At 45.3% G+C, this 24,025-nt stretch carries 16 protein-coding genes; 8 read left to right on the top strand and 8 right to left on the bottom strand.

Annotation, left to right across the window (positions count from 1 at the left end; all coding sequences use genetic code 11):
* Positions 1–277: 277 nt before the first annotated feature.
* From JK130_RS11125 to JK130_RS11095, 7 genes are all read right to left on the bottom strand, one after another.
* Complete coding sequence (locus tag JK130_RS11125; RefSeq protein WP_218354400.1) at positions 278–1,042, bottom strand: MBL fold metallo-hydrolase; 765 nt, start codon at positions 1,040–1,042, stop codon at positions 278–280.
* A gap of 255 nt (positions 1,043–1,297) precedes the next feature.
* Positions 1,298–2,866, bottom strand: a complete 1,569-nt coding sequence (locus JK130_RS11120) for an AMP-binding protein (RefSeq protein WP_246587778.1) — start codon at positions 2,864–2,866, stop codon at positions 1,298–1,300.
* Between the two features lie 152 nt (positions 2,867–3,018).
* Positions 3,019–3,477, bottom strand: a complete 459-nt coding sequence (locus JK130_RS11115) for a hypothetical protein (RefSeq protein WP_218354398.1) — start codon at positions 3,475–3,477, stop codon at positions 3,019–3,021.
* Positions 3,478–3,749: 272 nt separating this feature from the next.
* Positions 3,750–6,848 carry an efflux RND transporter permease subunit gene (locus tag JK130_RS11110; protein ID WP_218354397.1) on the bottom strand — a complete coding sequence of 1,033 codons (3,099 nt, stop codon included), beginning with the start codon at positions 6,846–6,848 and terminating at the stop codon, positions 3,750–3,752.
* A gap of 6 nt (positions 6,849–6,854) precedes the next feature.
* Complete coding sequence (locus tag JK130_RS11105) at positions 6,855–8,126, bottom strand: efflux RND transporter periplasmic adaptor subunit (RefSeq protein WP_218354396.1); 1,272 nt, start codon at positions 8,124–8,126, stop codon at positions 6,855–6,857.
* A 247-nt stretch (positions 8,127–8,373) separates the two neighbouring features.
* The gene (locus JK130_RS11100) at positions 8,374–9,939 is read right to left on the bottom strand and encodes a hypothetical protein (protein ID WP_218354395.1); all 1,566 of its coding nucleotides are present in this window, start codon (positions 9,937–9,939) and stop codon (positions 8,374–8,376) included.
* Between the two features lie 183 nt (positions 9,940–10,122).
* Positions 10,123–10,440: a hypothetical protein gene (locus tag JK130_RS11095; protein ID WP_218354394.1), complete on the bottom strand. Its 318-nt coding sequence runs from the start codon at positions 10,438–10,440 to the stop codon at positions 10,123–10,125.
* A gap of 370 nt (positions 10,441–10,810) precedes the next feature.
* Between JK130_RS11095 and JK130_RS11090 the strand changes: the two genes are divergently transcribed.
* The 4 genes from JK130_RS11090 (at position 10,811) to JK130_RS11075 (ending at position 17,609) form a co-directional block, all read left to right on the top strand.
* The gene (locus JK130_RS11090; RefSeq protein ID WP_218354393.1) at positions 10,811–11,419 is read left to right on the top strand and encodes a class I SAM-dependent methyltransferase; all 609 of its coding nucleotides are present in this window, start codon (positions 10,811–10,813) and stop codon (positions 11,417–11,419) included.
* Positions 11,383–14,724, top strand: a complete 3,342-nt coding sequence (locus JK130_RS11085; RefSeq protein WP_246587770.1) for a DUF3427 domain-containing protein — start codon at positions 11,383–11,385, stop codon at positions 14,722–14,724. The genes JK130_RS11090 and JK130_RS11085 overlap by 37 nt, the downstream gene beginning before the upstream one ends.
* A gap of 96 nt (positions 14,725–14,820) precedes the next feature.
* Positions 14,821–16,008, top strand: a complete 1,188-nt coding sequence (locus JK130_RS11080; RefSeq protein WP_218354392.1) for a dimethylsulfonioproprionate lyase family protein — start codon at positions 14,821–14,823, stop codon at positions 16,006–16,008.
* A 368-nt stretch (positions 16,009–16,376) separates the two neighbouring features.
* The gene (locus JK130_RS11075) at positions 16,377–17,609 is read left to right on the top strand and encodes a site-specific integrase (RefSeq protein WP_218354391.1); all 1,233 of its coding nucleotides are present in this window, start codon (positions 16,377–16,379) and stop codon (positions 17,607–17,609) included.
* Positions 17,610–17,680: 71 nt separating this feature from the next.
* Here the strand turns inward: JK130_RS11075 and JK130_RS11070 are convergent, their stop codons facing one another.
* Positions 17,681–19,636, bottom strand: coding sequence for an NACHT domain-containing protein (locus JK130_RS11070; RefSeq protein WP_218354390.1), 1,956 nt, complete (start codon positions 19,634–19,636; stop codon positions 17,681–17,683).
* A gap of 1,277 nt (positions 19,637–20,913) precedes the next feature.
* Between JK130_RS11070 and JK130_RS11065 the strand changes: the two genes are divergently transcribed.
* The 4 genes from JK130_RS11065 to JK130_RS11050 all read left to right on the top strand — a co-directional run bounded on the left by JK130_RS11065 (position 20,914) and on the right by JK130_RS11050 (position 23,988).
* Positions 20,914–21,747, top strand: coding sequence for a hypothetical protein (locus JK130_RS11065; RefSeq protein ID WP_218354389.1), 834 nt, complete (start codon positions 20,914–20,916; stop codon positions 21,745–21,747).
* A gap of 90 nt (positions 21,748–21,837) precedes the next feature.
* Positions 21,838–22,074, top strand: a complete 237-nt coding sequence (locus tag JK130_RS11060; protein ID WP_218354388.1) for a helix-turn-helix transcriptional regulator — start codon at positions 21,838–21,840, stop codon at positions 22,072–22,074.
* Positions 22,074–22,358, top strand: coding sequence for a hypothetical protein (locus JK130_RS11055; protein WP_218354387.1), 285 nt, complete (start codon positions 22,074–22,076; stop codon positions 22,356–22,358). The genes JK130_RS11060 and JK130_RS11055 overlap by 1 nt, the downstream gene beginning before the upstream one ends.
* Positions 22,345–23,988: a replication endonuclease gene (locus tag JK130_RS11050; RefSeq protein WP_218354386.1), complete on the top strand. Its 1,644-nt coding sequence runs from the start codon at positions 22,345–22,347 to the stop codon at positions 23,986–23,988. Before JK130_RS11055 ends, JK130_RS11050 begins: the two co-directional genes overlap by 14 nt.
* The last annotated feature ends 37 nt before the right edge of the window (positions 23,989–24,025 follow it).

Genomic DNA, 24,025 nt, shown 5'->3' with positions numbered 1-24,025 from the left:
TTTAAAGCAATAGCTTAAATACAAACCCATATCAGGCATCTGACATTAATAGCCAGAAGCGGGATGTAAAAGACACAGAGCAGCATTCCGTTTGCAGTAAGTGAAAAGCAGGTTCGCTTCGCAACAAACTCATACTAATGTGGTAGGGGCTTGAAAGGTCGGTATTGTGATTTGTGGTCTAAAAAGAGGATTAATGGCTGTCAGCGTTCCCAAAGACCGAGGTTTTTATTCTAACGTACGGTATTTGCTATGAATTCACCGGTTTTCTACTGCGTCGTTAAAGCGACGACGAACGTAGCAAGCCTAGCTTTTTTATAATGCGGTTTTTTGAAGCATGCCAGTGATTTTTAGGTAGCGTCGGGGCATCGGCAATAATTTGCCCGAAGTCTATCTGCGCCGCCTGTAGGGGTTTGATATGAGCGCAAAAAAGGGTGTCGGCGTTTATTGAGGCAATTTTTTGTAGCGACTGCCGATATTGATTTGGATGACAAATAGGATATGGCGAATGCAGGCGTCCTTTCACTTTCACCAGCAAGTCGGCTATATACACCTGGTTGCCGGGAATATAAAACAGCGATAAATCGTGGTTGGTATGGCCGGGCGTATACAATACCTGCCAGTCAGGAAATCCGGGCACTGTTTGTTCGTCGGTTAAAATTATATCAGGCTTGAGAACAGGCGAATACCACGCTTTACGACGCCCTTTACCCAGGCGCTGCGCGACCCAGTACATTAGCGAAACATCAATAATATGGGCGGTTCGGCCCGCGATACCGGCGTACCACTTAGCGGCCTTTGGATGAGCCGCCAATTTCGCCCCTGTGCGTTTTCGTAACCAATGCGCACCACCTGCATGGTCGGGGTGCATGTGGGTGACCACAATCATCTTTAAGTCAGCTAAAGGCCGCTTTAACGTATGTGTAATATAGCGACATACCGTATGGACGTCGGCGCGGCTACACCCGTCTAACAATAACAGCCCATGATTGTGCTCAACTAAAAAAATATTTTGTATATACCCATTCAGGGTGTGTAGCTGCATAACTTATCCGTTTGTTAAATGGCACCGGGATTGCCCCATGGTTTTTGACCTACCCAAGATAGGCTTGCGGGACATCTTTTAGTGTTGCGAGCCGCGCTAAAATTTCAGTTTAAAGCGCCACCAGTCAATGTGGCCGGCCGATACCATCAAATGCAAAAGCCCCAACGCCACCTGCCATTAACCGCGCTATTGGAGAATAGTTGTGCTACCCAATAGTCGCGGTTTCAAACCTTTAGCGTTTGCCTTAGCACAAGCTTAATCGTCTTTAAGTTTACGTCTTAAAATTTTGCCCACCCCAGATTTAGGTAGTTCATCAACAAAGTTGACTTCTTTAGGTACTTTGTAAGCCGCAAGATGCTCACGGCATACTTCGGTAATTGCTTCTTTGGTTACACTGTCGTCTTTAAGTACCACAAATACTCTGACACGTTCGCCTTGTTTGTCGTCGCGACCACCCACACAGGCCGCTTCTAATACGCCAGGGTGCTGACAAACCGCATTTTCTACTTCGTTGGGGTACACATTAAACCCTGAAACCAAAATCATGTCTTTTTTACGATCGACAATATGATAGTTCTGGTTTTCATCAAGGGTGCCTATATCGCCAGTCTTGAAAAAACCGTCACTGGTAAAACTTTGACTATTGGCCTGTTCATTTTGCCAATAGCCCTGCATGACCTGAGGGCCCTTTACCGCAATTTCGCCACGCTCACCGCTGGCGACTTCGTTGTCAGTGTCATCTATCAGTTTAAATGTAGTGTGTTTAACCGGCTTACCAATGCCGCCGTTTTCATCGCCGCAATTTAATGAGGCCACCGGCGCGGTTTCAGACAACCCATACCCTTCAAAAAGCGCGACACCGGTTAGCTCTTTCCAGCTTTTTGCTGTTGATGACAGCACCGCGGTACCGCCGCCTACCGCCAACCGTAATGAGTCAAATGATAAGGCTCTGAAGGGTTCGAAATTCATTAGCCCGTTATACAGGGTATTAACGCCGGTGATCGCTGTTACCTGATGCTCTTCCCACTGTTTTACAATCAGTGGCGCGTCTTTAGGGTTGGTGATCAATATGTTTTTGCCACCTAAAGCAAAATACAGCATGGTGTTTACCGTGAGCGCAAATATATGGTACGCCGGCAACACGGTAAGAATAACGTTATCGTCTCCTTCCAATAAATCGCCAAGACGGTCACGGCTTTGATCGATATTCGCCACAATGTTGCTATGCAGCAGCACCGCACCTTTTGAAAACCCGGTGGTACCGCCGGTATATTGCAAAAAGACTTTGTCAGACGGTTCAATCGAAACACTAAATACAGGTAAGCTTTCACCCATTTTAAGCGCATGAGAAAAGCACGTTACTGTGCGTCCCATGGTCTCGCTCATTTGTTCAGCATTAGTATCAGGAGCGTCTATACACACTAGTTTACATTGCGGAATATCGGTTAACGATTGCTGCACAGTTGCGGTTGCACTGTGATGAAAGACCAGCAACGAAACACTGGCATCGGTGAGCTGATGAGTCAGTTCTCGGGTGGTGTAATTAGGGTTGGTGTTTACCTGCACCGCACCGGTACGAATAATACCCCACATGCACACCATAAACTCCAGGGTATTGGGGCACATCAACGCAACCCGGTCGCCTTTTTTAACGCCATGATCTTGTAGATACGCACAAAATTTTGCTGACCGTTCTTCTAACTGCGCAAAAGTAAGAGTGTTGTCGCCTTCTACATAGCATACCCGCTGACTGTATTGCTGTGTGGCCTCGTCGAACATATCAACAAGCGTAGAATCGTACTGGTGAACATCAGTGGGGGTCATCAAACTATCTCCTCATAAACACAGTTTAAAAAACGGGGGAGCTCCACCGCCTTTTGTTGCTCTGACTCTACATTAATCAAGTTGTTAACAAAATGATAGCTATTGTGCATTAGGATTGATGATACTCATTAGTAGCGCATACTAATAATGGGCTAGTCATCGCGATAGGTGTTAGCAAAGTTTTGAATATCCTGCTCGGTAGCCGACTCGTTACATTCGCCTAGTAAGTAAATATGTTGCGGCGCTTCGTAGGTGTCTATTTCAATAAAGCCTTCGCGACAATACTGGGTTTCAGCCAGCTTTTGCTCTAGCCTTGAATACAGTTTATCGAGTTTTTTGCGGTAGTGGTCAGACTGTCCCGAGTTGTTAGCTGCGTTTTTGAGCGCGTGCTGTTCGGGATTACCACGGCCTTGCCCGCGCTGACCATTGCCTTTTTTATCGGCCTTTTTTGCCGGTGCAGTGACAAGCGTAAAGCGAAAAATTTTCGCGCCTGAAGCTTTGATATTTGTTACAAACCTGTCGTTATCCACGGGTCGGGGGGGCGGTTTTTTGGCGCACGCAGACAGTAGCAGCGGTGCACAAAGTATAACCGGGAAAATGGCTTTCATCATTGCATCCATAATTGGTTTATTAAGATCTTAAACAGATAAATTACAGACTCTCAGGCGCTGATATAGTTGCCATCAATTGTGTAAAGAAAGGTAAAGATTAAAATGTGGGGCAAGCACATTGCGCGCTTGCCCACGTAGTTCTGTGGTAATAAACCGCCTTTCGAGCAATCAATATTGCCCACCTTATTTTGTTGGTCGCGAGTTTCGCTGAACCCGGCGCTCAACAAAATAAACACAATACTGGCGATGCGGCTCTGGCCACCAGGCTTTGGTTATGTTTTTTTGGTAAAAGCCCGGGTGACCCATACAAAGAAATAAGGCGCAAAGAAAACCACAAACAACGTGGTGCTGACAATACCCCCCAATACACCAATGCTGATCGCATTTTGCGCCCCCGACCCTGGCCCGGTCGCAAATACCAGGGGCATTACCCCCAAAATAAAGGTGAGCGAGGTCATAAGAATGGGCCGCAAGCGCTGCTTTGCCGCATTTAGGGCAGCATCGAATGCATCCATTCCCTCATTTACATTTCGCTGAGCAAACTCAACAATTAAAATCGCATTTTTAGCGGCCAGACCAATAGTCATCAACAGCCCTACCTGAAAATAAACATCATTAGCTTGTCCGGTTAACCAGGTAGCCAGAACCGCGCCCATAATCCCAAAGGGGACGGTTAGCATAATGGCCAGCGGTATTGCCCAGCTCTCGTACAAAGCTGCCAAAATCATAAATACAGCAATAATCGTAATGCTGTACAGCAACAGGGTTTGGTTACCACTTTGTTTTTCTTCGTACGACAACCCGGTCCAGGCAATACTAATGCCCGACGGCAAGCTTTGGGCAATACGTGCTATTTCTTGTAAAGCTTCGCCAGAACTGACCCCGGGGGTGGTTGAACCTTGTATTTCTCGTGACGATGCGCCATTGAAACGGGTTAGTTTTGGTGGCCCAAAGCTCCAGTTTCCTGCGGCAATCTCTTTAAGTTGAACCATGCCGCCGCTTTCATTGCGCACATACCAGTTGTTAATATCTTTAGGCAGCATTCGATACTGGTCTTCGGCTTGTACATACACCCGTTTAACCCGGCCATTTTCTAAAAAGTCGTTTACATAAGTGCCGCCTAATGCTGCGCTCAAGGTTTGATTAATAGTGGCTATAGGCACTCCCAACGCACGCGCTTTAATGGTATCGATATCTAAATTGTACTGAGGGTTGTCGGCCAGACCGTTAAAACGTACCGAGGTAAGCAGCTTACTTTGATTGGCTTTGGCCAGTAGTTGTTCAGAAGCCTGTACCAGCGCATCATGGCCCAGCCCCCCCTGATCAATTAGCTGAAACTGAAATCCGCTGGCATTACCCAATGCACTTACCGGCGGGGGAATAAGCGGTATCACCATGGCATCGGGAATACCTGATAACGACTCAAACGCCCGTTGCTTTATGTTGAAAACACTGCCTTGCTGATCGCGCTGGTCCCAGGGTTTCATTTTCACAAACGCGATCCCCACATTTTGCGCCTGCCCCATAAAACTAAAACCTGCCGCGGTAAATAATCCTTCCACCGAATCGCCGGCCTCATTCATATAAAAATCTTCTACCTGCTCCATCTTTTCGCGGGTTTGTTGCAGTGTTGTACTTGCCGGTCCTGAAACCAGCGTAAACATACGCCCTTGATCTTCTTCAGGTAAAAACGAAGACGGCACCCTTAAAAACACCAGAACGCTAACAATTACAGCAATCACAAAAATAGCCGGCAGAATGATTTTATTATTTAAGGTGGCTTGCAAAACATGGCTGTGGCCAGAACGCATTTTGGCAAAACCACGGTTAAAATACCCAAATACGCCGGTTTGGGTTTCTGTTTTGCCTTGTTTAAGTACGGCTGCACACAAGGTGGGCGACAGGGTTAGCGCCACAAATAAAGACAGTCCCATGGCCGCAGATATGGTAATAGCGAATTGACGATAAATGACCCCTACCGAGCCATCAAACAACGCCATGGGCAAAAACACCGCCCAAATAACCACCGTAGTGCCTAACAACGCGGAAGAAATCTCTTTCATCGCCTGTTTCGAGGCCTCTTCAGGGGTCAGGCTGCTATCTTGCTCTAGCTTACGTTCGGCGTTTTCGGTAACCACAATGGCATCGTCTACCAGCATGCCAATAGCCAGCACCAGCGCAAACAAAGTCAGTACATTAATTGAGTAGCCCAGAGCCAGCAAAAAGCCAAAGGTACCCAGCAAGACAATAGGAATGGCCACCGCCGGAATTAACGTGGCACGCAGGGTTTGCAAAAAAATGTAAATAACTAAAATAACCAGCACCACGGCGATACCGAGTGTTTCAACCACGTTTAAAATAGACGCCTCAATAAAGGGCGAAATATCGACCGGGTACATCACTTCTAAATCGTCGGGGATAATATTGTCAAAATCGCTGATGCGAGCTTTTATGGCGTCAATAGTTGCCAGTGCGTTAGCCGAAGGTGCCAGCTCAATGGCTATTCCTGAAGCAGGTTTGCCATTCCACCGGCCAATAATGTTGTAGTTTTCAGCGCCAATCTCAATGTTTGCGACATCACCCAACGTAACATGGGAGCCGTCTGAGTTTACCGACAACAGTATTTTTTCAAATTCGGCCGGGGTCGATAACAGCGCCTGCGCGGTAATAGTGGCATTAAGCTGTTGACCGTCCACCGAGGGTGCGCCGCCTATCTCACCAGACGCCAGTTGTACATTTTGCTGCTCAATTGCACTTATCACATCAAGGGTGGTGATATTAAAGTTGTTCATGCTGTGGGGATCAAGCCAGACCCGCATTGCATGCTCAGGGCCAAAGGTTTGTATTTGCCCCACCCCGTTCACCCGGCTTAACGGTTCTTCTAAGTTTGACACCAAAAAGTCAGAAATGTCGTTGCGGTCCATATTGCCGCTTTTAGAGGAAAAACTAACAATTAATGCATAGCTATTGCCTGCCTTTTCAACGGCCACGCCTAGTTGCTGTACAATCGGCGGCAGAGAGGACTGCGCCTGCGACACTTTATTCTGAGTTTGCACCTGCGCAATATCAGGATCGGTCCCCGGTTCAAAGGTAAGAGTAATAGACGCCTGGCCCGATGACGAGCTTTGCGACTGGATGTAACGCAGGTTGTCTATACCCGTGAGGTTTTTCTCGATAACCTGAGTGACGGTGTTTTCAAGCGTTTGAGCAGACGCGCCCGGGTACGAGGCTGAAATTGACACCTTGGGCGGCGCAATATTGGGGTATTGTTCAAGGGGCAGACTTAAGACTGAAAATATCCCTGCGCCCATAACAATAAGCGCAAGTACGGTAGTAAAAATAGGCCGGGCAATAAAAAAGCGTGAAAACATAAGTGATTAACGCCCCTGGTCTGTGGATGACGGGCTATTGGCTTTTTCATCCGTTGCCGACTTAGCTTGCGATGAATTACCCTGGGCCCTTGGCTTTACCGAAGCCCCCTCTTTTAGCGTCATGGTGCCTTCAACCACCACTTTGTCGCCCGCTTTTAATCCGCTTTCAATAATCCAGCGATTATCATAAGCCAGTCCGGTTTGTACTGTTCTTTTCTGGGCTTTGTTATCAGAGGTCACGACCCACACATGACGCATACCGCCCTGGCTTATCTGCACGCTTTTTTGAGGCACGGTTATCGCCTTACTGGTCGCCAGGCCTTCAATAGAGGCGCGCACAAATAGTCCCGGCAACAGTTGCTTATCAGGATTAGGAAACACCGAACGCAGACGTATCGCCCCGGTTTGCTCGTTAACCGCCAGGTCAGTGGCTTCTAACTGCCCTTTATGAGCATAAGCGTCGCCCGATTGCGAAAAAAACAGGCTTACCTCAAACTTTGTGTCATCACGCTTTTGAATTCGCGATTCGATAAGCCTGGATTTTAATTGCTGGGCATCGCCTACCGACTGGGCTAAATCCACATAAACAGGGTCAAGCTGGCGAATAGTTGCCAATGGAGTATCTTGCTGTTGGGTAACCAGCGCACCTTCGGTCACCTCCGACGGACCAATAAAGCCATTGATAGGCGCATAAACCCGAGTGTACGCCAAATTAATTTCGGCGGTTTTAAGCTGCGCCTGAGCCTGACCTACCGAAGCTCGAGCCTGCTTTAAACGTGTGGTAGCATCATCTAAATCCTGCTCACTCAGAGCGTTCATTTCTGCCAGCCCGTCGTAACGGTTCACCAGTGCCTGGGCGTTGTCTACCTGAGCCTCTGCACTTTGTAAATTAGCCTGAGCCACCTCTACGTCAGCCTGATAAGTTTCGGGATCTATTTGATACAGCTGCTGGCCTTTTTCTACCAAGGTGCCCTCTTCAAACAAACGAGCCTGAATAATGCCGCTTACCTGAGGCCGTATTTCAGCCTGCCGGTAAGCCACTACCCTACCCGGCAATTTTTCGGTATAGCCGATAGGTTTAGCTGATACTTCAACAAAGGTCACGGGCATGGCTTGTTGCTGCTGTGCGTTACCCGATTTATCGCCCGAAGATTGTGACTTATCTGCAGGCGCATCACTACAGGCTGCCAGCCCGGTAGCAAGCAGTATGAAGACAAAAGCCCGGGGTGCCCGCAGCAGCTGCGTAACAAGGTCGGGGAAAACAAAAGCGTGGATCATGATAGAAAAAGCCTGTGTCGCTGAACGGGTGGCAGCCGCAAACGAGCCGACAAAAGCGGAACCCTTTTAATATTGCGACAAATCAGTGGGTGGTTACGTTAGCGGGCTTACGAGTGATCAGCATTAGGCGAATGACAATAATTTAAGATAGTGGAGATTTTGCTAATAACAATATGAAAAAAAATATAAAAACCGGCTTCGCCGCCGCAGTAGACGCGGGGCAAAGCCAGTTTCTGACTACCGCATTTTATGCGTCGCGGCAGGCCTCCCAGCTGGCACCTTCATCGTAAGAACACTCGGTGGCATAAGTGCCATCGGCCTGAGTAGTGGTTTTTACCCACTGCCCGGCCGAATTATAATCAACCTGGTAGCGGGTGCTTCCTTCATCCCAGGTTTGGCGCTTCGCCCATGAACTGGTAGGAATACTCACCGGGTCCGTAAATTCATAGCCTGAGACACTCAGCGCAGCCACCAGCTCAGCAAAATCAAACGCAGCACTGGCCCCGGCAAAGCCCACCCAATGGGGTAAGACGGTCACCATCCCTTCCTCTTGTCGTAAATCGGCCAGATAGGATTTGTTGGCGTTAGTGTAACTGACATAAAAAATTCGCCGCGGTGTGGTGGCGTCAAATGACTGGTTGTCGCAACCATCAACGGTGGTGACCTGCTGGCCCTGAGGCAGATAATTGTGTAAGGCATAGGTAACGTCTGCCTCGGTAATTGTCACCTGCTCACTAAGGCTACATCGAAAGCCGGCCCCGGCGCCGTTGTAAATGGCATCTTTAGTGGCCGTTAGTAGCCCCTCGCCCCATGTGGTGTCCAGCGCGTCCCGATAATAGACCGGCGTTAGCACTTCGCTTAAGTCGTCATTCATCAAGTCTTCGCGGGAGATAAATTCATCACCATTGAAAATCACTACTTCCCGAAACCAGTGGGACGCCTCATCATCGGTAAAATAGCTATTTTTGCCGTTATAATGCACCACCCGCACTTCACTGGCCTGCGGGTAAGCGGCCTTTACCGTCTGGGTATAGGCAAAACTGCGTTTAAGCCCTTTTACAAGTTGCTGGGCCAGGGCTTTGGCCTCATCATTTCCATCGGCAATAAAGTCACGAAAAAGGGTGTCGGCACTGATGTTATACAGACTTAGGGTATGGCGGATGGTGTCATCTACCAGAGTCTGAACCTCCTGACGTTTGCTTTGATCAGCCAGCAGGGTTTCGCAATCACTAAAAGACGAGCCATTCAGCGTGCTCTGAATATTTTGCCACAACACCGTGGTGAGCGGCGAGATATGCACCAGGCTGCCATCATCTAAGATGCTCATGACCGGCGGCCGTACCATCTGATAGGCCTTGGTAACCTCGCCTAAATCTTCATCCATCGCGCCCACCGGCACATCCACATATACCGGGGCATAGGCAGCGCACTGCTGCTGGGCCTCGGTTAGCTCCAGGGTGTAATTACCGGCCTCTGCAGAAACCGCGCTTGGCTCATTCGGGTCAAACACGCCATCGTTGTTAAAGTCGATCCAGACCGTGGCCCCACTCACATAACCATCGATAACCTTGCCCGATACCGACGATGTGGGTGGTTCAGAACCAGAGTCATCAGAACCAGAGTCATCAGAGCCTGAAGCCCCATCACTGCCTGAAGAATTATCCCCACCACCGGTGTTGCCCGACTCATCGGGCGGTGATTTATCGGTGCTATTGTTTTGCTGCGAAGGTTCTGGATCAGAGGCGTCTGAGCCGCCACATGCGCCTAGTAGCACTATCATCCCTAATGTACATAATGAGTAACTTGTTTTCATTTGTTGCTGTGTTCTTCTTATTTTAACCACGAGCCAGAATATACCAATAAAGTACCACTTTAGAAGTGCTTTAATTCCGCGCTACTTGAAGACACTTGTTCTGTTTGAAAGTAATAACCCTTCACAACTCAATAGTTCATTATGCGGTAACGATAACCACCCGCTTTTTGCATCAGAAAATTTTCATAAATTGCCGTCAGACTTGCTGTTCTTTACAAAAATGAACGATAAACAAGTGAAAATAAAAGACGCGACAAAAAATAAAATATACGCCACCGCTGCCATATCCGCTCCACCGGCTTTTGGCATGCTATCAGCTAAATTGCTATTAGCTAAATAATGCCCAGCTTGCGCGACCAGTACGGTAAGTACGGTGGTAACTGCCACCACCAATAGCAAAGCCAGGCCCGATTGCACGACCCCTCGTGTTTTAGCCGCCACCCAATAACCATTTAAGAGACTTAAAATAATTAAAAAGGCATAGGTAATAAAAACCGTCATATATCTTTCCTTGATAAGTATGAATTTCGCATTAACGGTGTACGTTAATTCCTTTTTATTTTTTGAACAACCAATACCTTCAAGCTATTTAAAGTTTGTATATTGTATTTATACGGTTAAGTAACATTTCAGTATGGCTTTTGCTAAACACTGCACTTTGATTATTCACATTGATTGTACGTTAGTGAAATTCTTAACCCGAAACGTGGTTTTATCTGGTTTTGTTTAAACAGCGCAAGCACCTAGGATAGCGGGTATAAAAAGCAAGGGTGAATGAATTTTTCAGTGGCTGAGTAAAATGGTAACCTGGCCAAAAATTCAGATGTAGAAGCTACATTTCGTTGCCTTATAGACTAGGGAAAAGGCTACCGTGACAAGGACTATTACGCATTACCACCAGCAAGCCAAACACTTTCAATCGTTGTATGACTCTGTTAGCGCGCAACAGATCCATCAGGACTGGAGCTATTTAATAGAAAGGTTAACGCCAGGCTTTGCTCTAGACATCGGCGCGGGAAGTGGAAGAGATGCACGTTGGCTAGCATCTAAGGGTTGGCAGGTGGTCGCAGCCGAGCCGGCTCAAGCATTAAGAGAACTAGCCCAAAAATCCTCTGGCCCTGAGGTGCTATGGTCGGCTGCGTCTTTGCCTGAACTTATCGAGTTGCCCACCACACCGACTACTTACCAACTGATTCTATTGAGTGCGGTATGGATGCATATTCCTCCTTCCGAGCGAAAGCTAGCATTTCAAACCATAGCTGAGCGCTTAGCGACAGATGGGTTAATAGTGATATCTTTGCGATTCGGGCCAAGCGATAGTAAAAGACCGATGTACGAGGTCTCTGTCGCCGAAGTGCAGCAGTTGGCTGCGGCCTGCAACCTACGTACAGAAGTGCTTTCACCTGCAAGTACCTCCGATAAATTAGGACGCCAAGAAGTCTCATGGCAAACCTTGTTGTTAAAGCAGGAGTTAGCGTGATGGAAGCCAAACGATTTCTTATTACAGGGCAAAATGAACCTTATTTGGTTCAGGAGATTCGCCGCGCACTGACCACTGCCACCCACATCGAGATTGCGGTGTCGTTTATACGTAATTCCGGCCTTAACTTATTATTTGACGATATTGAGCAGGCGCTGGCCTCCACATCGCGACAGGTTGAACTGTGCCTATTGACCAGTGATTACATGAATATCACCGAGCCCCAGGCATTGAAACGCTTGATGTTGTTGCAGGAACGCGGGGCAGATATCCGGGTGTTTAACAGCCGTCAGGCCACCAGTTTTCATTTAAAAACCTACATTTTTGTGCGCGAAGAAGACACCCTTCTGCACTCTGCGGCCGCGTTCATTGGCTCTAGCAATATCAGTAAAACTGCGTTAACTGACGGCATCGAATGGAATTACCGTATCGATCACCCAGACAGTACCGACACTGCCTCTTTGGCTAAACTCAACCATATACGCACAGAGTTCCGGCGTTTACTTGGCCACCCCAATGTAATGGCGCTTTCTTATGACTGGATTGCTGAATACGAAAAGCGCTATGAGTATGCCCGAAATGTTGTCGCTCAGCCTTCTGCAGCTGACCTGCCGGATGAAAAAGAGCACGTGCCTCCAACACCTACTGGCCACCAGCAAAAGGCACTGGAAGCACTGGTAGGTACACGTCAGCAAGGCAACAAGCGCGGGCTGGTGGTACTGGCGACCGGTATGGGTAAAACCTACCTAGCAGCCTTTGATGCTGCCCAGTGTCATGCTTGTAAAGTGTTGTTTGTGGCTCATCGGGAAGAAATTCTGCTGCAGGCCGAATCCAGCTTCCTAGCCGTAATGCCAGACAAAAAAGTTGGCCGCTATACCGGCCAGCAAAAAGATGCTGAATACGACATGCTATTTGGCTCAATTCAAACCATTGGGCGGCAGTCACATTTAGATACTTTCGCACCCGAAACGTTTGACTATATCGTGATAGATGAATTTCATCACGCTGCTGCAGGCAGCTACCAACAGCTGCTAAACCATTTCAAGCCGACATTTTTGCTCGGTCTGACTGCCACACCCCAACGTACCGACGGCTCAGACATTCTAGCGTTATGTCACCATAACTTTGTGTATCAGAAAAACCTGTTTGAGGGAGTTGCCTCAAAGGTGCTTTGCCCGTTCAGCTATTACGGTATCTTTGATAACAGCGTGGACTATGAGCATATCCCATGGCGTAGCGGTCGGTTTGACCCAGAAAAGCTTTCTACCAAACTGGCTACCGTCATGCGGGCCAAGCATGCATTAAAGGAATGGCAGGACAAAGCTCAGACATACACCCTGGCGTTTTGTGTTTCCCAAAAACATGCTGATTATATGGCCGAGTTTTTTAACAATAATGGTATTGCCTCAGCCAGTGTTCACTCTGACTCAACGCTGTCGCGCTCCGAAGCTCTGGACCAACTGAAGCAAGGCAAAATCAATGTATTGTTTTCGGTCGATTTGTTCAATGAAGGGGTCGACGCGCCCCACATCGATACGGTGCTGTTACTGCGCCCCACCGAATCAAAGATTTTATTCTTGCAGCAACTGGGCAGGGGTTTACGCAAGCATACGCAAAAAGAACGATTAGTAGTATTGGATTTTGTAGGCAACCACCATAGCTTTTTAAACCGCCCTGAATTGTTGCTGGCAACCCTAGTAGCTGGCACTCCCAGCCGCACTAAGCTGATTCAACTGGCTAAAGCGCCTGAAAAACTGCTACCCGACGGTTGTTATATCAATTTTGATTTGGCGTTTATCGATTTTCTTGAAAGCTTGGCTGACGATGCGTTGCCCTTGCAATACCAACAGTTAAAAACCAGTCTCGGCCGCCGGCCGACCTATAACGAGTTTTGGCAAAATGGTAACTCTGAAGCCAAGCTGCGCAATAATTACGGCTCATGGTGGCAGTTTGTGGATGAGATGGGCGATATGCAGGCTGACGAACTGGCAGTGCTAGAAAGTCACATGCAGTGGTTTAAAGATTTGGCCATCACTAAAACTGCCAAATCCTATAAGTTGGTTTTGTTGGAAACCTTGCTAGCCAATGATGCTTTAAACCAATCAATATCGCTGGCCACATTAAGCGAATGGGCGAAGCAATGGTTCATCACTCACCCCAAGTGGCAAGCAGATCTACCTGCATCAAAGCAACCGTTAGAAAATGTGAGTGATACAGCCTGGCAGACGCATTGGCGTATAAACCCAGTGACATTCTGGTGTACCGAGGAACGAGGTTCGCAACGAGCATGGTTTTCATTTACTGATAAGCATTTCACTTTCACTCAGCCTGCCCCAGTCGAATACACGCAAACCCTGGCTAGAATGACCAATGAAATTAACGAGCAGCGTTTGGGTTATTACAAACAGCGTAACCTGCCCGCTTTGGACAGCACTATAGCGACCTTTACCAAGCCAGCTATTGAAGCGGCAACGCTACCCTTTTTCCCGGATATCAAAATTGCCTGTGGTCACTTTAAAACTGGTAACGCTGAACAGTCTGAACAAGTGGTGATGCCAGACGGATATGGCAGTTTAACCGCGGGCAAACACTTTATCGCGCGGGCCTCCGGCAACTCCATGAACGGCGGAAAGTCGCCTATTCAAGATGGCGATTATTTGTTGTTTGAACAAATCACTCCCGCCAATGCTGGCTCGATTAGCAATTCTACAATCGCCATCGAACGTCAAGATAGTAGTGGTGATAATCAGTATTTGTTACGTAAAATTTTAAAAGACACGCAAGGCAATTACTTATTGAGAGCCGCCAACCCTGACTACGAAGATATGTTAGCCACCGAAGATATGACTACCTTTGCTCGGTTAAAAGGCAAAGTCGATCCCTTAAACTTGTTTGTAGGCAAAGAGTTTATGCGCGAAGACATTCCCGAATTATTTGGTGAAACCTTCAACCCAGGTAATTGGCACGCAGGGCATATATATTTACCCAATTATAATGCGCACGTGTTGTTAGTGACTTTGAATAAAGCAGGTAAAGCCACTAACTTACGTTTTCACGATCACTTCGAAAGCCAAACCCATTTTCACTGGCAATCGCAAAACAGCACCTCGCCAACTAATAAACGGGGTCAACAAATTATCAACCATGAAAAAGATGGAGCTAAGTTCTACCTGTTTGTGCGAGAGCATAAATTACAGGGTAAAACCGCCGCCCCTTTTATGTTTCATGGCGAAGTAATATACGAAAAGCATATCAGTGAAAAACCGATGAACATAACGTGGCGGTTAGAGCATCAGGTGCAATAGTAGCGGCTTTGCAGCATTCTAGCATGAGGATCTTTTGGATATTTTTATCGTAAGAACATAGGAATATTTCTATATTATCCGTCCAAGAGAAGTGCCATGAACAAACAAGTTAAGCGGTATATTGCCGGGGCCCAATTGCTAATGTTTTCGTCGTTAAGTATTGCAACAGACTTTGTATGCGATGAAAACATCGACACCACCACCCAAAACACCAAAGAGTCGCAGATATTGTGGCAACAAACCTTAACGTACCTGAGGGGCGTTAAGGAGATTCTGACCAAAAAACAAGGATGTGAGGCAGGGCCGTTAGCGATTACCGAAACCAACAATGGCAGCGCCAATATCGCCCGAGACTGCACAACAGGTTATCGTGACGTGCAAAAAGTGATTAAGCATGTAGATGCGGTGCTGGCCAATCCAAATGCGGCCAAAGCCTGCTTTGATAGCCAAAAAAATTATGACGCATTGGCGCTTTATACTGCCAATGAAGAGCTGAAAGTTTCATGGAAAGTTGCCGGCTGGCTTGACCGACCTACGCTGACCGAGTTTTATGATAAAAAGTCTGGAGATTTGAAAAAGGCGGGTTTAACTCTAGCGAATGAGTTCTGGTCTATCGTGACTCAAAGCCACATGCCGGATTATCTGGAAACAAATATAACAGCGAACGCGCTGCCAGAACTTTGGGCTGCTGTAGGCTGGTTACCTTTTTATGCTGATGCTGAAAAAGCGCATAATGATCGATTTCGTGGTGGCTATACATATGCAGAGGTTATGGGCCCCTGGGGACTACTGCGCATAAAATCGATTAATGGTGAAAGTGTTGGTGCAGAGCTTGGCATGACAATCCAGCTTAGCGATACCTTCTACCCATATCACTATCATCACCCGCAAGAATTCTACCTCCCGCTGACAACGCCTTCATGCGGTACTGAAAACCGCTTTTTTGCTGCCCATTCTGACAGTGCGTTGTTTGAGCATAGCAGTGAAGATAGCTCGTTTATAATTGACGCTAACCAAGACACCGATTTGCCCGCATGGTTTGTTCCAAAGTCTCCTAATGGCAATTATTTTACCTACTTTGAGCGCAATACCGTTCATGCATTTGATGCGGCACCTAGTTGTGATGAAACCGCCTCAGGCATTGTTTCAATATGGGGAAGAACAACTGCGCGAGATAATGTTCAGACCACCCAAATATGTGAAGTAATAGAGCAACAAGGTGGCGAGCGCAAAGCCGAACCTCACTCTCGCTATCGCTGCAAGCCGACACAATGGGACTACTGAGAGAAACAGGTGATTTACTTGTCAGGCAATTCAATAAACGTCGTATTCTGACAGTGTTTTGTCAGAATTAGACTTTCTGTTTAATACGCAGATAGGATTACTCGGCGCGTCCCTGCCCCTCGCCCTTACGGGCCGCGCTGAAGCGCGTTCAAAATCGCTCCCGACGATTTTGTCGAACCTATGACCTTTGCCTCCGGAGCCAAGAAATATAGTGTTTTTTAGTGACGCTCAGTGAACAGAAAAAACAAAAAACACTACATAAGCCCTTGTTTTTACTATAGTAGTGAAATTCATAGTTTGTTCACCCTTGTTCATGTAAACTCACCCAAAATCACTCAATCTGCTACATATTTGCTACATATTTTGAAATGACTATCAAAAAGAAGATCTCAAACTCGACGATTTCGAGCCTCAAAATTGATGATAAGCGGCTAAATGATACAGAGATATCTGGCTTTCATGCGCGAATAAGCCCGAAAGGCAGAATTACCTATTTTTTGTATTATCGGCACAATGGCAAACAGCAGAATGTGAAGCTGGGCACTCATCCTGAAATAACTCCGGCGCAAGCCAGAGACGCAGCAAAAGCAGCAGGTGCTTCTGTGGTTCAGGGGGTTGATCCTCATGAACACAAAAAAGAGCTAAAAGCCCAGGAAAGAAAATCCAGGTTAACCACGCTGGAAGCATTTTTGGATTTACAGTTTGCGCCCTGGTACAGCGCCCAGTATCCCAAGTCTGGTGAACAGGAGTTAAAAAACCTCAAAAAGAACTTCCCTACCCTGCTACCTATGCAGCTAAAAGATATTACTGCCGCGGTAGTCGAGCGCCGCCGTACAGACATGATGAAAGTTAAACGCAGCAACGCCACCATCAACCGGCGCTTCACTACGCTTAAATCTATCATGAGCAGAGCAGTCGAGTGGGAAGTGATAGAAAAGCACGACCTGAGAAAGGTTAAGATGCTGCGCGAAGACAACACCCATATTCGCTATCTAAGTTTTGAGGAAGAAGAAGCACTGAAACGCGCCCTCGCCGCCCGAGACTATCGTATTAAAAAAGACCGTGAGAATGGCAACAAGCACAGAACAGAGCGCGGCTACCCGTTACTACCTGATTTGAGTAATCGCACGTTTGCGGATCATATAGCGCCTCTGGTGATAGTCGCTATGAATACCGGTATGCGAAAAGGTGAGATACTTAGCCTTACCTGGGCTGATGTTAACTTTGAAAGGGAATTTGTGACCGTGAAAGCGGCTAATGCCAAAAGCGGAAAAGCTCGACACATTCCGCTTAATCAAAAAGCCAAGTCTGCGCTGCTCAACTGGAAGCTGGATTGCGGTTCCCTGCACTGGGTTTTTGAAGGTGAAAACGGCCAGCCAATTAAGGACTTCAAGAAAGCCTGGGTAGCTTTGTTGGAAAGCGCTAAGATTATCGACTTTCGTTTTCATGACTTTCGCCACCACTTTGCTAGCAAACTAGTAATGGCCGGAGTAGATTTGAATACTACCCGTGAGCTACTTGGGCATGGTTCATTAGATATGACGCTCAGGTACGCACATTTGGCACCTGAGCATAAGGCCGCAGCGGTAAATTTGCTCTAATGTCTACTTTAAAAAAAATTTATAAAAGTTACCCACAATCTCGAAAATTAAGTTACGATTATTAAAATATTTTAACTCAAATAGCCTTCAATTTCTTCATCATATTTGGCCTCTTCATTGACTCTGTCTACCAATATTTTGGCATTTTCTATAGATGGATTTACAGCTTCCATACCTAAACCACTTCGAGAAGATAGGAAGTCCATAGCCGAGAAATACAACCATGTGTTTTCTTTAAAAATATTTACATTACTATCATTGAAAGTTATCCAACAATTCTTTTTTATCTTTTTAAAGTCATCTTCATGGTTTGCTTCAGCATATGGGTGGGTTATTCTTTCTTCTTGCCCTGAAACGAGCAATTCTTTAAAAGCTAATTGATGATACTTTATATCCCCTGTACTCACCATAAAAACACAGTAATAGTCAACTTCATCTATTTCCAATTTAGCGTAGCTCAACTGCATAAAATTAAACGGAACTGATGTTTTAGAATCATCAAAGCGCTCTGTATTTTCTAAAGTATATTTACGAACATCCCATAACCCAAAAGCAAATTTATGAGTGAGATTTAAAGAACGAAATACTAGTTCGACTTGATCCATTTTTGGTTCCAAACTGACAATTTCACTTGCCCAAAAGAAAGTAACCGTGGACTCAAATAAGCTTGGTGAAATATCATAAATAAAATCAAAAACTTTCCCAAAGGACTGAAAGTATTTACTATTAAATAATTGCAGAACCTTCTTTTTACTATCGCTATGGTATATAAGATATTCAGCTGCAAAGTACTCCAGAATTGTCTTATGTAGAAACTTAATTTCTAAGCCTTCCTTAGTCATTAAAGGAACTGAAACAAGTAGGTCATCTAGGAAATTATCAGCTGTAGTAGGTGCAATATTGGCGCGTTTTGATGCTTCCCGTATATGCTCAATAGCCTTGGTATAGCTTTCAAAAGAAGTCATCCTTGATATAGACATATAAAAACACACAGATCTTAAAAGTCTTCTGAAATCCTCAAAGTCTAAGCCAGACTTTTTTTTCCTTGTATAATTGTTTTTATTCATTATATCGTGACCCTTGAATAGGGCATTGTAAATATCATCATAGAATGTGCAGACTCTGTCTGCAATTGAGTTATTTACACCATACGTGCGATATAATAGAGAAACGAGAAGCGGGGTCTCGAGTAGCTTTTCAGGAACGCTATCAAGCTGTTTAATTAATCCTTCACCGACATTTAAACCTCTGAATCTATCATATCGTTTAATCAATGATATGGCTTGTTCCTTTGAAAAAGAATTGAACTCTAGTTTTTTACATCTAACAATATCAGGCAAATTATTTTGCGGCCGGGAGGTTAAAAAAATTAAGTTATCACCTCCATCTATAGATAAATCGTTAAGGTATGTGGATAATTTCTCTTGTGCCTCTAAAGGAACCTCATCGAAACCATCTGCTACAACGTAAAATTTACCAGCACTTAATAGTTTGTAGAATAAATTTCTATCAAAATCTTCACCGATTCCATCAAATAGCTTAGCTAAATTTTCAATTAAATTTTCCTGCATGTTAATTTTTCTAAGCTCGAAAAAGATAGGTATTCTCTCTGACTTTAGAAGTATTTGTGAAACAACATACTTAGAAAACGTACTTTTACCCATACCTGCTCTATCAATCAGTAATAAATTTGATTTGGAGGCATTTAAAATACTTTCAAAAGATACTTCTCTTTTTACAACTGAACCTTGCGAAGAAACATGGAGAGAAAGCGGCTCATAAGTTTCATTTATAGGAAGCTTAATTTGAGGAAAGGCGATACTGGTAATTTCAGAGACCTTGTGTGCTAAATTTGAAAGATAATTTTCCATTAACTTAGCTAATACATCCTCCTTCAGTTTACTTTTTAGCTCTCTTGCTTCAGTCCAAGCGCGTATTTTTTTTATTTTTTGCTCTAAAATCGCAGCAATCAGTCCACTAGCTGGCTTTGCTGCTTCTAATGCAACTTTACTCTCTATTCCTTCCATATAAATAGACCCTTTACTTTTCCGTAATATATTTATTTTAGCTTTCGGCAATTAAATTATGTAAGACGTGATTATTTTACGTTATATCTGTTAAGTTGACATATACCTTTAGCAACCTCTAGATTTTTGCCATTCCTCAGTAAAATATGGTCCATTTCTAACGGCTTTATTAGAGAATACAAAGCGTCATCTTATCTATTTAGATATTTTTAGGCGAACCATATGAAAGTAGCTATTCAAAAAATTGAAACCATAAATTTTATAGGAGAAATGCGCTGCTTATTAAGTGTGTAAGTTAAGCACGAAGATTTGTTATTCATGGATGACGACTGTCGGTACTATTGCTTCTCTCGACACTTCTCAGTCAGTCTCGCTTTTCACTCAGAGAAAAGTCAACGCTTAAACGGTGTATCCACATAAATCTATTTAAAACTATTCAATTTGGTATCCATTTATCGATCAAAGCACCTAATCCCGAAATAGCTGAGGGGCATCAGGCTGCACTTTCAAATATGAAACAGAATATAATTGTCGCTATTAAGCTTCCAAGCACGTAGTAATTCTTTTTGGGTGTGGTGGCCCAGCGCCGCTCAAATCTTCGGAGAAGATAAATCAGACTGGTGAGATAATTCTCTTTAGTCAAGCGTTTAAATTTTCAGTTACTGCTACCTGTCCTTTTATCGACGATTTAAAACGCCATAGCCTATTAGGCTTAAATACGCTTCTAGGCCGCATTTCCCTTAGCTTAAGCCCGCAGTTATAAGCGCTAATAGCAAGTCTAATAGGCTAACTAATAAACCTATTAGTTCAGGTCGACAAAACGCTTTTCTGTTTCAGTAACGATTATTCAGAGCTGCGCGTTCAGCGATGAGCCTAATAGACTATACTCTTTACGAGAATTCTGACAGGCATATAGTCATTATTCGTAAGGTATGTCCACCTCATGACAACTTTCTTTTAAGAGGTAGTTGAATGACGCTATCCGATCAAGGTTGTTTCGTTTTTGAGAAGTAAATCAAGCTCATCGCTAGAAGCCCACTTCAACCTTTGCGTCACACCTTTTTCATAATTATCAAATCCATCTGAGCATTCTTGGTAAGTATTGGTACCATACCGTCCGCATTTAAGTCCCTCGTAGTAAGCCTCTGCGTTGTACTTCACACTTATACCCTAAATTCAAAATTAACAGATGAAGTATGGTAGTGAACAAACTGGATGAGTTGTAACCATATGATTTGGACTCGAGATACTACCCGAACAGCCTTAGAGATAAAAAAATGAAGAAACTTTATTACCGCCTGGAAGAACTTCAAGACAAGTACAATATCTGTTCTTACGATATTCGCTACTTGATGGAAAGGGACCAATTACCTCTATGCTTTTTCAGAACTTACTGTGCATTTATCGCAGGAAAGGAAGATGCTCATAGATTCGACGCTTACGGTTGTGTTTCGTACTTTGGTCTCGTTGAGCTCAAGCATTATCATAATGACGCTTTGCTCGAAAATGGTTACACAGACGCAAGCAACTGCTATTTGCTCGAGAAGGACACGGTCGAGACACTCAGTATTGATTGCCCCAACAGCATAAAACCACCTAATAATTTCATTTCAAAGTGGCTTCACATTGATGTAGAGGAAGTTGAGTTTGAGCGACTTTTTGCCATAGAAAATAATACTACAACAAGGATAGAAAATGCGACCGGTGAACCTGACTCGGGGTACTTCTTCCCACTACAAGGCCAAAACGCAAGTATGCATATAGACTTTCCCTCTCACAGATATGAAATGAAAGATCTTGTAATAACTCATAAAACGCTCGTGGAGCTTGGTTTATTCAAGGAAGAGCAAAGAGCTAAAGCTGATAAAGAGCGCTCAAAAAATGCTTTCCACCGTCTGATAGAGCACATGATAGCTAGCCATCCAAGAAAAAGAGCATCAGAGTTATGGGCGCTATTAAGAAATACCTGGGAAGAAGACGACAATATAGATCCCGAGTCTATCCTCTCCGAAGTTAACGAGAGATCTCTGATATGGGTTAGTGCCTCTGGTACTGAGAATCGGATTTCCTACAAGACCTTTCAAAACCGTGTCTCGGAAATACGAAAATAAATGTAATCCCGGCTTCCCGTAAAACCTCCCAGGGAAAAAGGGAAAGGTAAGTTGCCTCTGAAATAACAACAAGTATTCAGAGGCACAACAATGAGTTCATTAATCACACCACGCCTTTTATCTGAAAAAGAGGCATCACAATATATCTGCATGAGCCGTTCTTTTCTGCGTCAAGCGCGGATGGACGGCAACCGTGAAAACCGCACACCGGCACCACCGTTTATCAAAATTGGTCGTGCTGTGCGTTACTTGCGCGAAGACTTAGACGCATGGCTGGAAAGCTTTGTTCGTCGCACTCACCTTTATCAAGATGAGAGGGCGGCATAATGAAAAAGTTAACTTCGAGTCAAACAGAGCTGCTTCACTACTTTGCCAACGGCGGTTACGTCGAGTTGTGTACCTCTGTCTGTAATCAGTTTGGCAAAACCAATTTTCCTAAAACTCAACCGGTGCGCTTTTCAAGAACCGTACTGTATTCACTGATAAAAGAAGGCTTGCTCAGGCAATCAACTGAGCAGTGCGTTTATGGCTTGCGCTGGTCGCGTGTAGAGGTCTCAGAACGGGGCATCAAACATACTCAGGCATTGGAGGCATCCAATGAAACGGTTTAAAGAGTCCTCTATCGCTAGAACGCTGGATTTAATGTCTGGTAAAAAAGGTGAATTCTATCGTTCGTTGGGTACTGAAGACCGAATTTTTGTTAAAGAGCAAATTTCCCACTTCCCGCAGGCCGTTCAGCAAATCCTAATAGGCCGTTATCAGGAATTCGATAAGCCTTTTAATGCGAATAGTTATTTGAGGCAAATCACCGAAAAACTAAACGGTTTGTTACCTACCAAGTTAATTCCGCATTTTGGCGCGGGTGAAGCTGAGTTAAGGGAGTTAGCAGAAGACAATGCTAGGCGTTGCAAGCGCTTTGAACTGTATGCGGTAAAAAGCGACAAACACCGCGCTGAAAACACTTCAAACATTGGTCAGGGTCTCCTCTCTACCTTTGCAGAAGCATCAAAGTATGTAAGCGGCTACGGTATCGAATTACCAGAACTTACAGAAGACAAGATGCTAATAGGCACATTACGCAGAATGCAGGATGTTTATTGGTGGCTGCGGCAACTAAGAAAGGTTGTTATCCGCAAGCGTGAGACGGTGCTGATGCACCTGGGCCAGGTAAATAGTCGCAAAGGCAAATACTGTAGTGACTTCACCGTTCAATCTCGTTTAGCGCAAAAAGAACTACAACGTAAAATGCTCGAAAACCTTGTTATCGTTAATGAGGTAGGCGAATCATTTTCCTTGGCAGAACTGTCAGATAAAAACGTCTCGAATCCCGTTAACAGAAAAAACGAGCTGATGACACGTATGTCTGGTTTTGAAAAGCTTTCAAAGGAAGCCGGACACAAAGCGATATTTGTCACCATTACCTGCCCTTCTCGCTTTCATAATACCTACGCAAAATCAGGCGACCCAAACCCGAAATGGGATGGTTCAACGCCCCGTGATGCTCAGGACTACTTAAACAAGCTATGGCGGCGTATACGTGCCGAGTTCGACCGCCGTAAAATCCAGCAATATGGCTTTCGTATCGCTGAGCCCCAGCATGACGGTACGCCGCACTGGCACATGCTGCTTTTTATCGAGCCTATTCACGCTGATGCCTTTAAATCAGTGATTACTCATTATGCCCTTCAGGAAGATGGCGACGAAGCCGGAGCACAGGAAAACCGTTGTGATTTTAAAGATATTGATTATAGCCGTGGTAGTGCTACTGGCTATATTGCGAAATACGTCAGTAAGAATGTTAATGGCGAACAACTTGATAGTGATATTGATGGCGGTGACGCTATACACGCAGCTCAACGGGTGGAAGCCTGGGCAAGCTGCTGGGGTATTCGCCAATTTCAGCAAATTGGTATCGGCTCAGTCACCGTATGGCGCGAACTTAGGCGGTTAAAGCAACTTGTTGGTTTGTCAGAAACATTCGACGCAATTTATGAAGCTGCTGACAGTGGCGATTGGGCAAAGTTTGTTCAGCTAATGGGCGGCGTGTTCTGCAAGCGAAACGACCAGCCTATCAGGCCGTTGTACCAGGAAAAGGTGAACGAGGAAACTGGCGAAGTGAAGCAAAGCTACTTTGACGGCGTAGTTACCCTGGCATTAAAAGGCGTGCGATATGCAGATAATGAAGTTATTACCCGCGTTCATGAGTGGCGCATTGAACATGAACTCAAAAGAGCCGCATAGCGGCTCTTCTGCTTTTACTTGGAGTTCTGTAAATAAG

The sequence above is a fragment of the Alteromonas lipotrueiana genome, from assembly GCF_019249245.1.
Taxonomy (GTDB): domain Bacteria; phylum Pseudomonadota; class Gammaproteobacteria; order Enterobacterales; family Alteromonadaceae; genus Alteromonas; species Alteromonas lipotrueiana.
The sequence above is the reverse complement of the archived record's forward strand: the minus strand, read 5'-3'. Positions and strand labels throughout refer to the sequence as shown.

What these genes read in the sequence shown, in the direction of transcription:
- JK130_RS11075 (WP_218354391.1), top strand. Translation starts at nt 16,377, where the DNA reads ATGACTATCAAAAAGAAGATCTCAAACTCGACGATTTCGAGCCTCAAA.
- JK130_RS11060 (WP_218354388.1), top strand. Translation starts at nt 21,838, where the DNA reads ATGAGTTCATTAATCACACCACGCCTTTTATCTGAAAAAGAGGCATCA.
- JK130_RS11115 (WP_218354398.1), bottom strand. Translation starts at nt 3,477, where the DNA reads ATGATGAAAGCCATTTTCCCGGTTATACTTTGTGCACCGCTGCTACTG.
- JK130_RS11095 (WP_218354394.1), bottom strand. Translation starts at nt 10,440, where the DNA reads ATGACGGTTTTTATTACCTATGCCTTTTTAATTATTTTAAGTCTCTTA.
- JK130_RS11110 (WP_218354397.1), bottom strand. Translation starts at nt 6,848, where the DNA reads ATGTTTTCACGCTTTTTTATTGCCCGGCCTATTTTTACTACCGTACTT.
- JK130_RS11120 (WP_246587778.1), bottom strand. Translation starts at nt 2,866, where the DNA reads ATGACCCCCACTGATGTTCACCAGTACGATTCTACGCTTGTTGATATG.
- JK130_RS11050 (WP_218354386.1), top strand. Translation starts at nt 22,345, where the DNA reads ATGAAACGGTTTAAAGAGTCCTCTATCGCTAGAACGCTGGATTTAATG.
- JK130_RS11070 (WP_218354390.1), bottom strand. Translation starts at nt 19,636, where the DNA reads ATGGAAGGAATAGAGAGTAAAGTTGCATTAGAAGCAGCAAAGCCAGCT.
- JK130_RS11100 (WP_218354395.1), bottom strand. Translation starts at nt 9,939, where the DNA reads ATGAAAACAAGTTACTCATTATGTACATTAGGGATGATAGTGCTACTA.
- JK130_RS11055 (WP_218354387.1), top strand. Translation starts at nt 22,074, where the DNA reads ATGAAAAAGTTAACTTCGAGTCAAACAGAGCTGCTTCACTACTTTGCC.
- JK130_RS11125 (WP_218354400.1), bottom strand. Translation starts at nt 1,042, where the DNA reads ATGCAGCTACACACCCTGAATGGGTATATACAAAATATTTTTTTAGTT.
- JK130_RS11105 (WP_218354396.1), bottom strand. Translation starts at nt 8,126, where the DNA reads ATGATCCACGCTTTTGTTTTCCCCGACCTTGTTACGCAGCTGCTGCGG.
- JK130_RS11080 (WP_218354392.1), top strand. Translation starts at nt 14,821, where the DNA reads ATGAACAAACAAGTTAAGCGGTATATTGCCGGGGCCCAATTGCTAATG.
- JK130_RS11065 (WP_218354389.1), top strand. Translation starts at nt 20,914, where the DNA reads ATGAAGAAACTTTATTACCGCCTGGAAGAACTTCAAGACAAGTACAAT.
- JK130_RS11085 (WP_246587770.1), top strand. Translation starts at nt 11,383, where the DNA reads ATGGCAAACCTTGTTGTTAAAGCAGGAGTTAGCGTGATGGAAGCCAAA.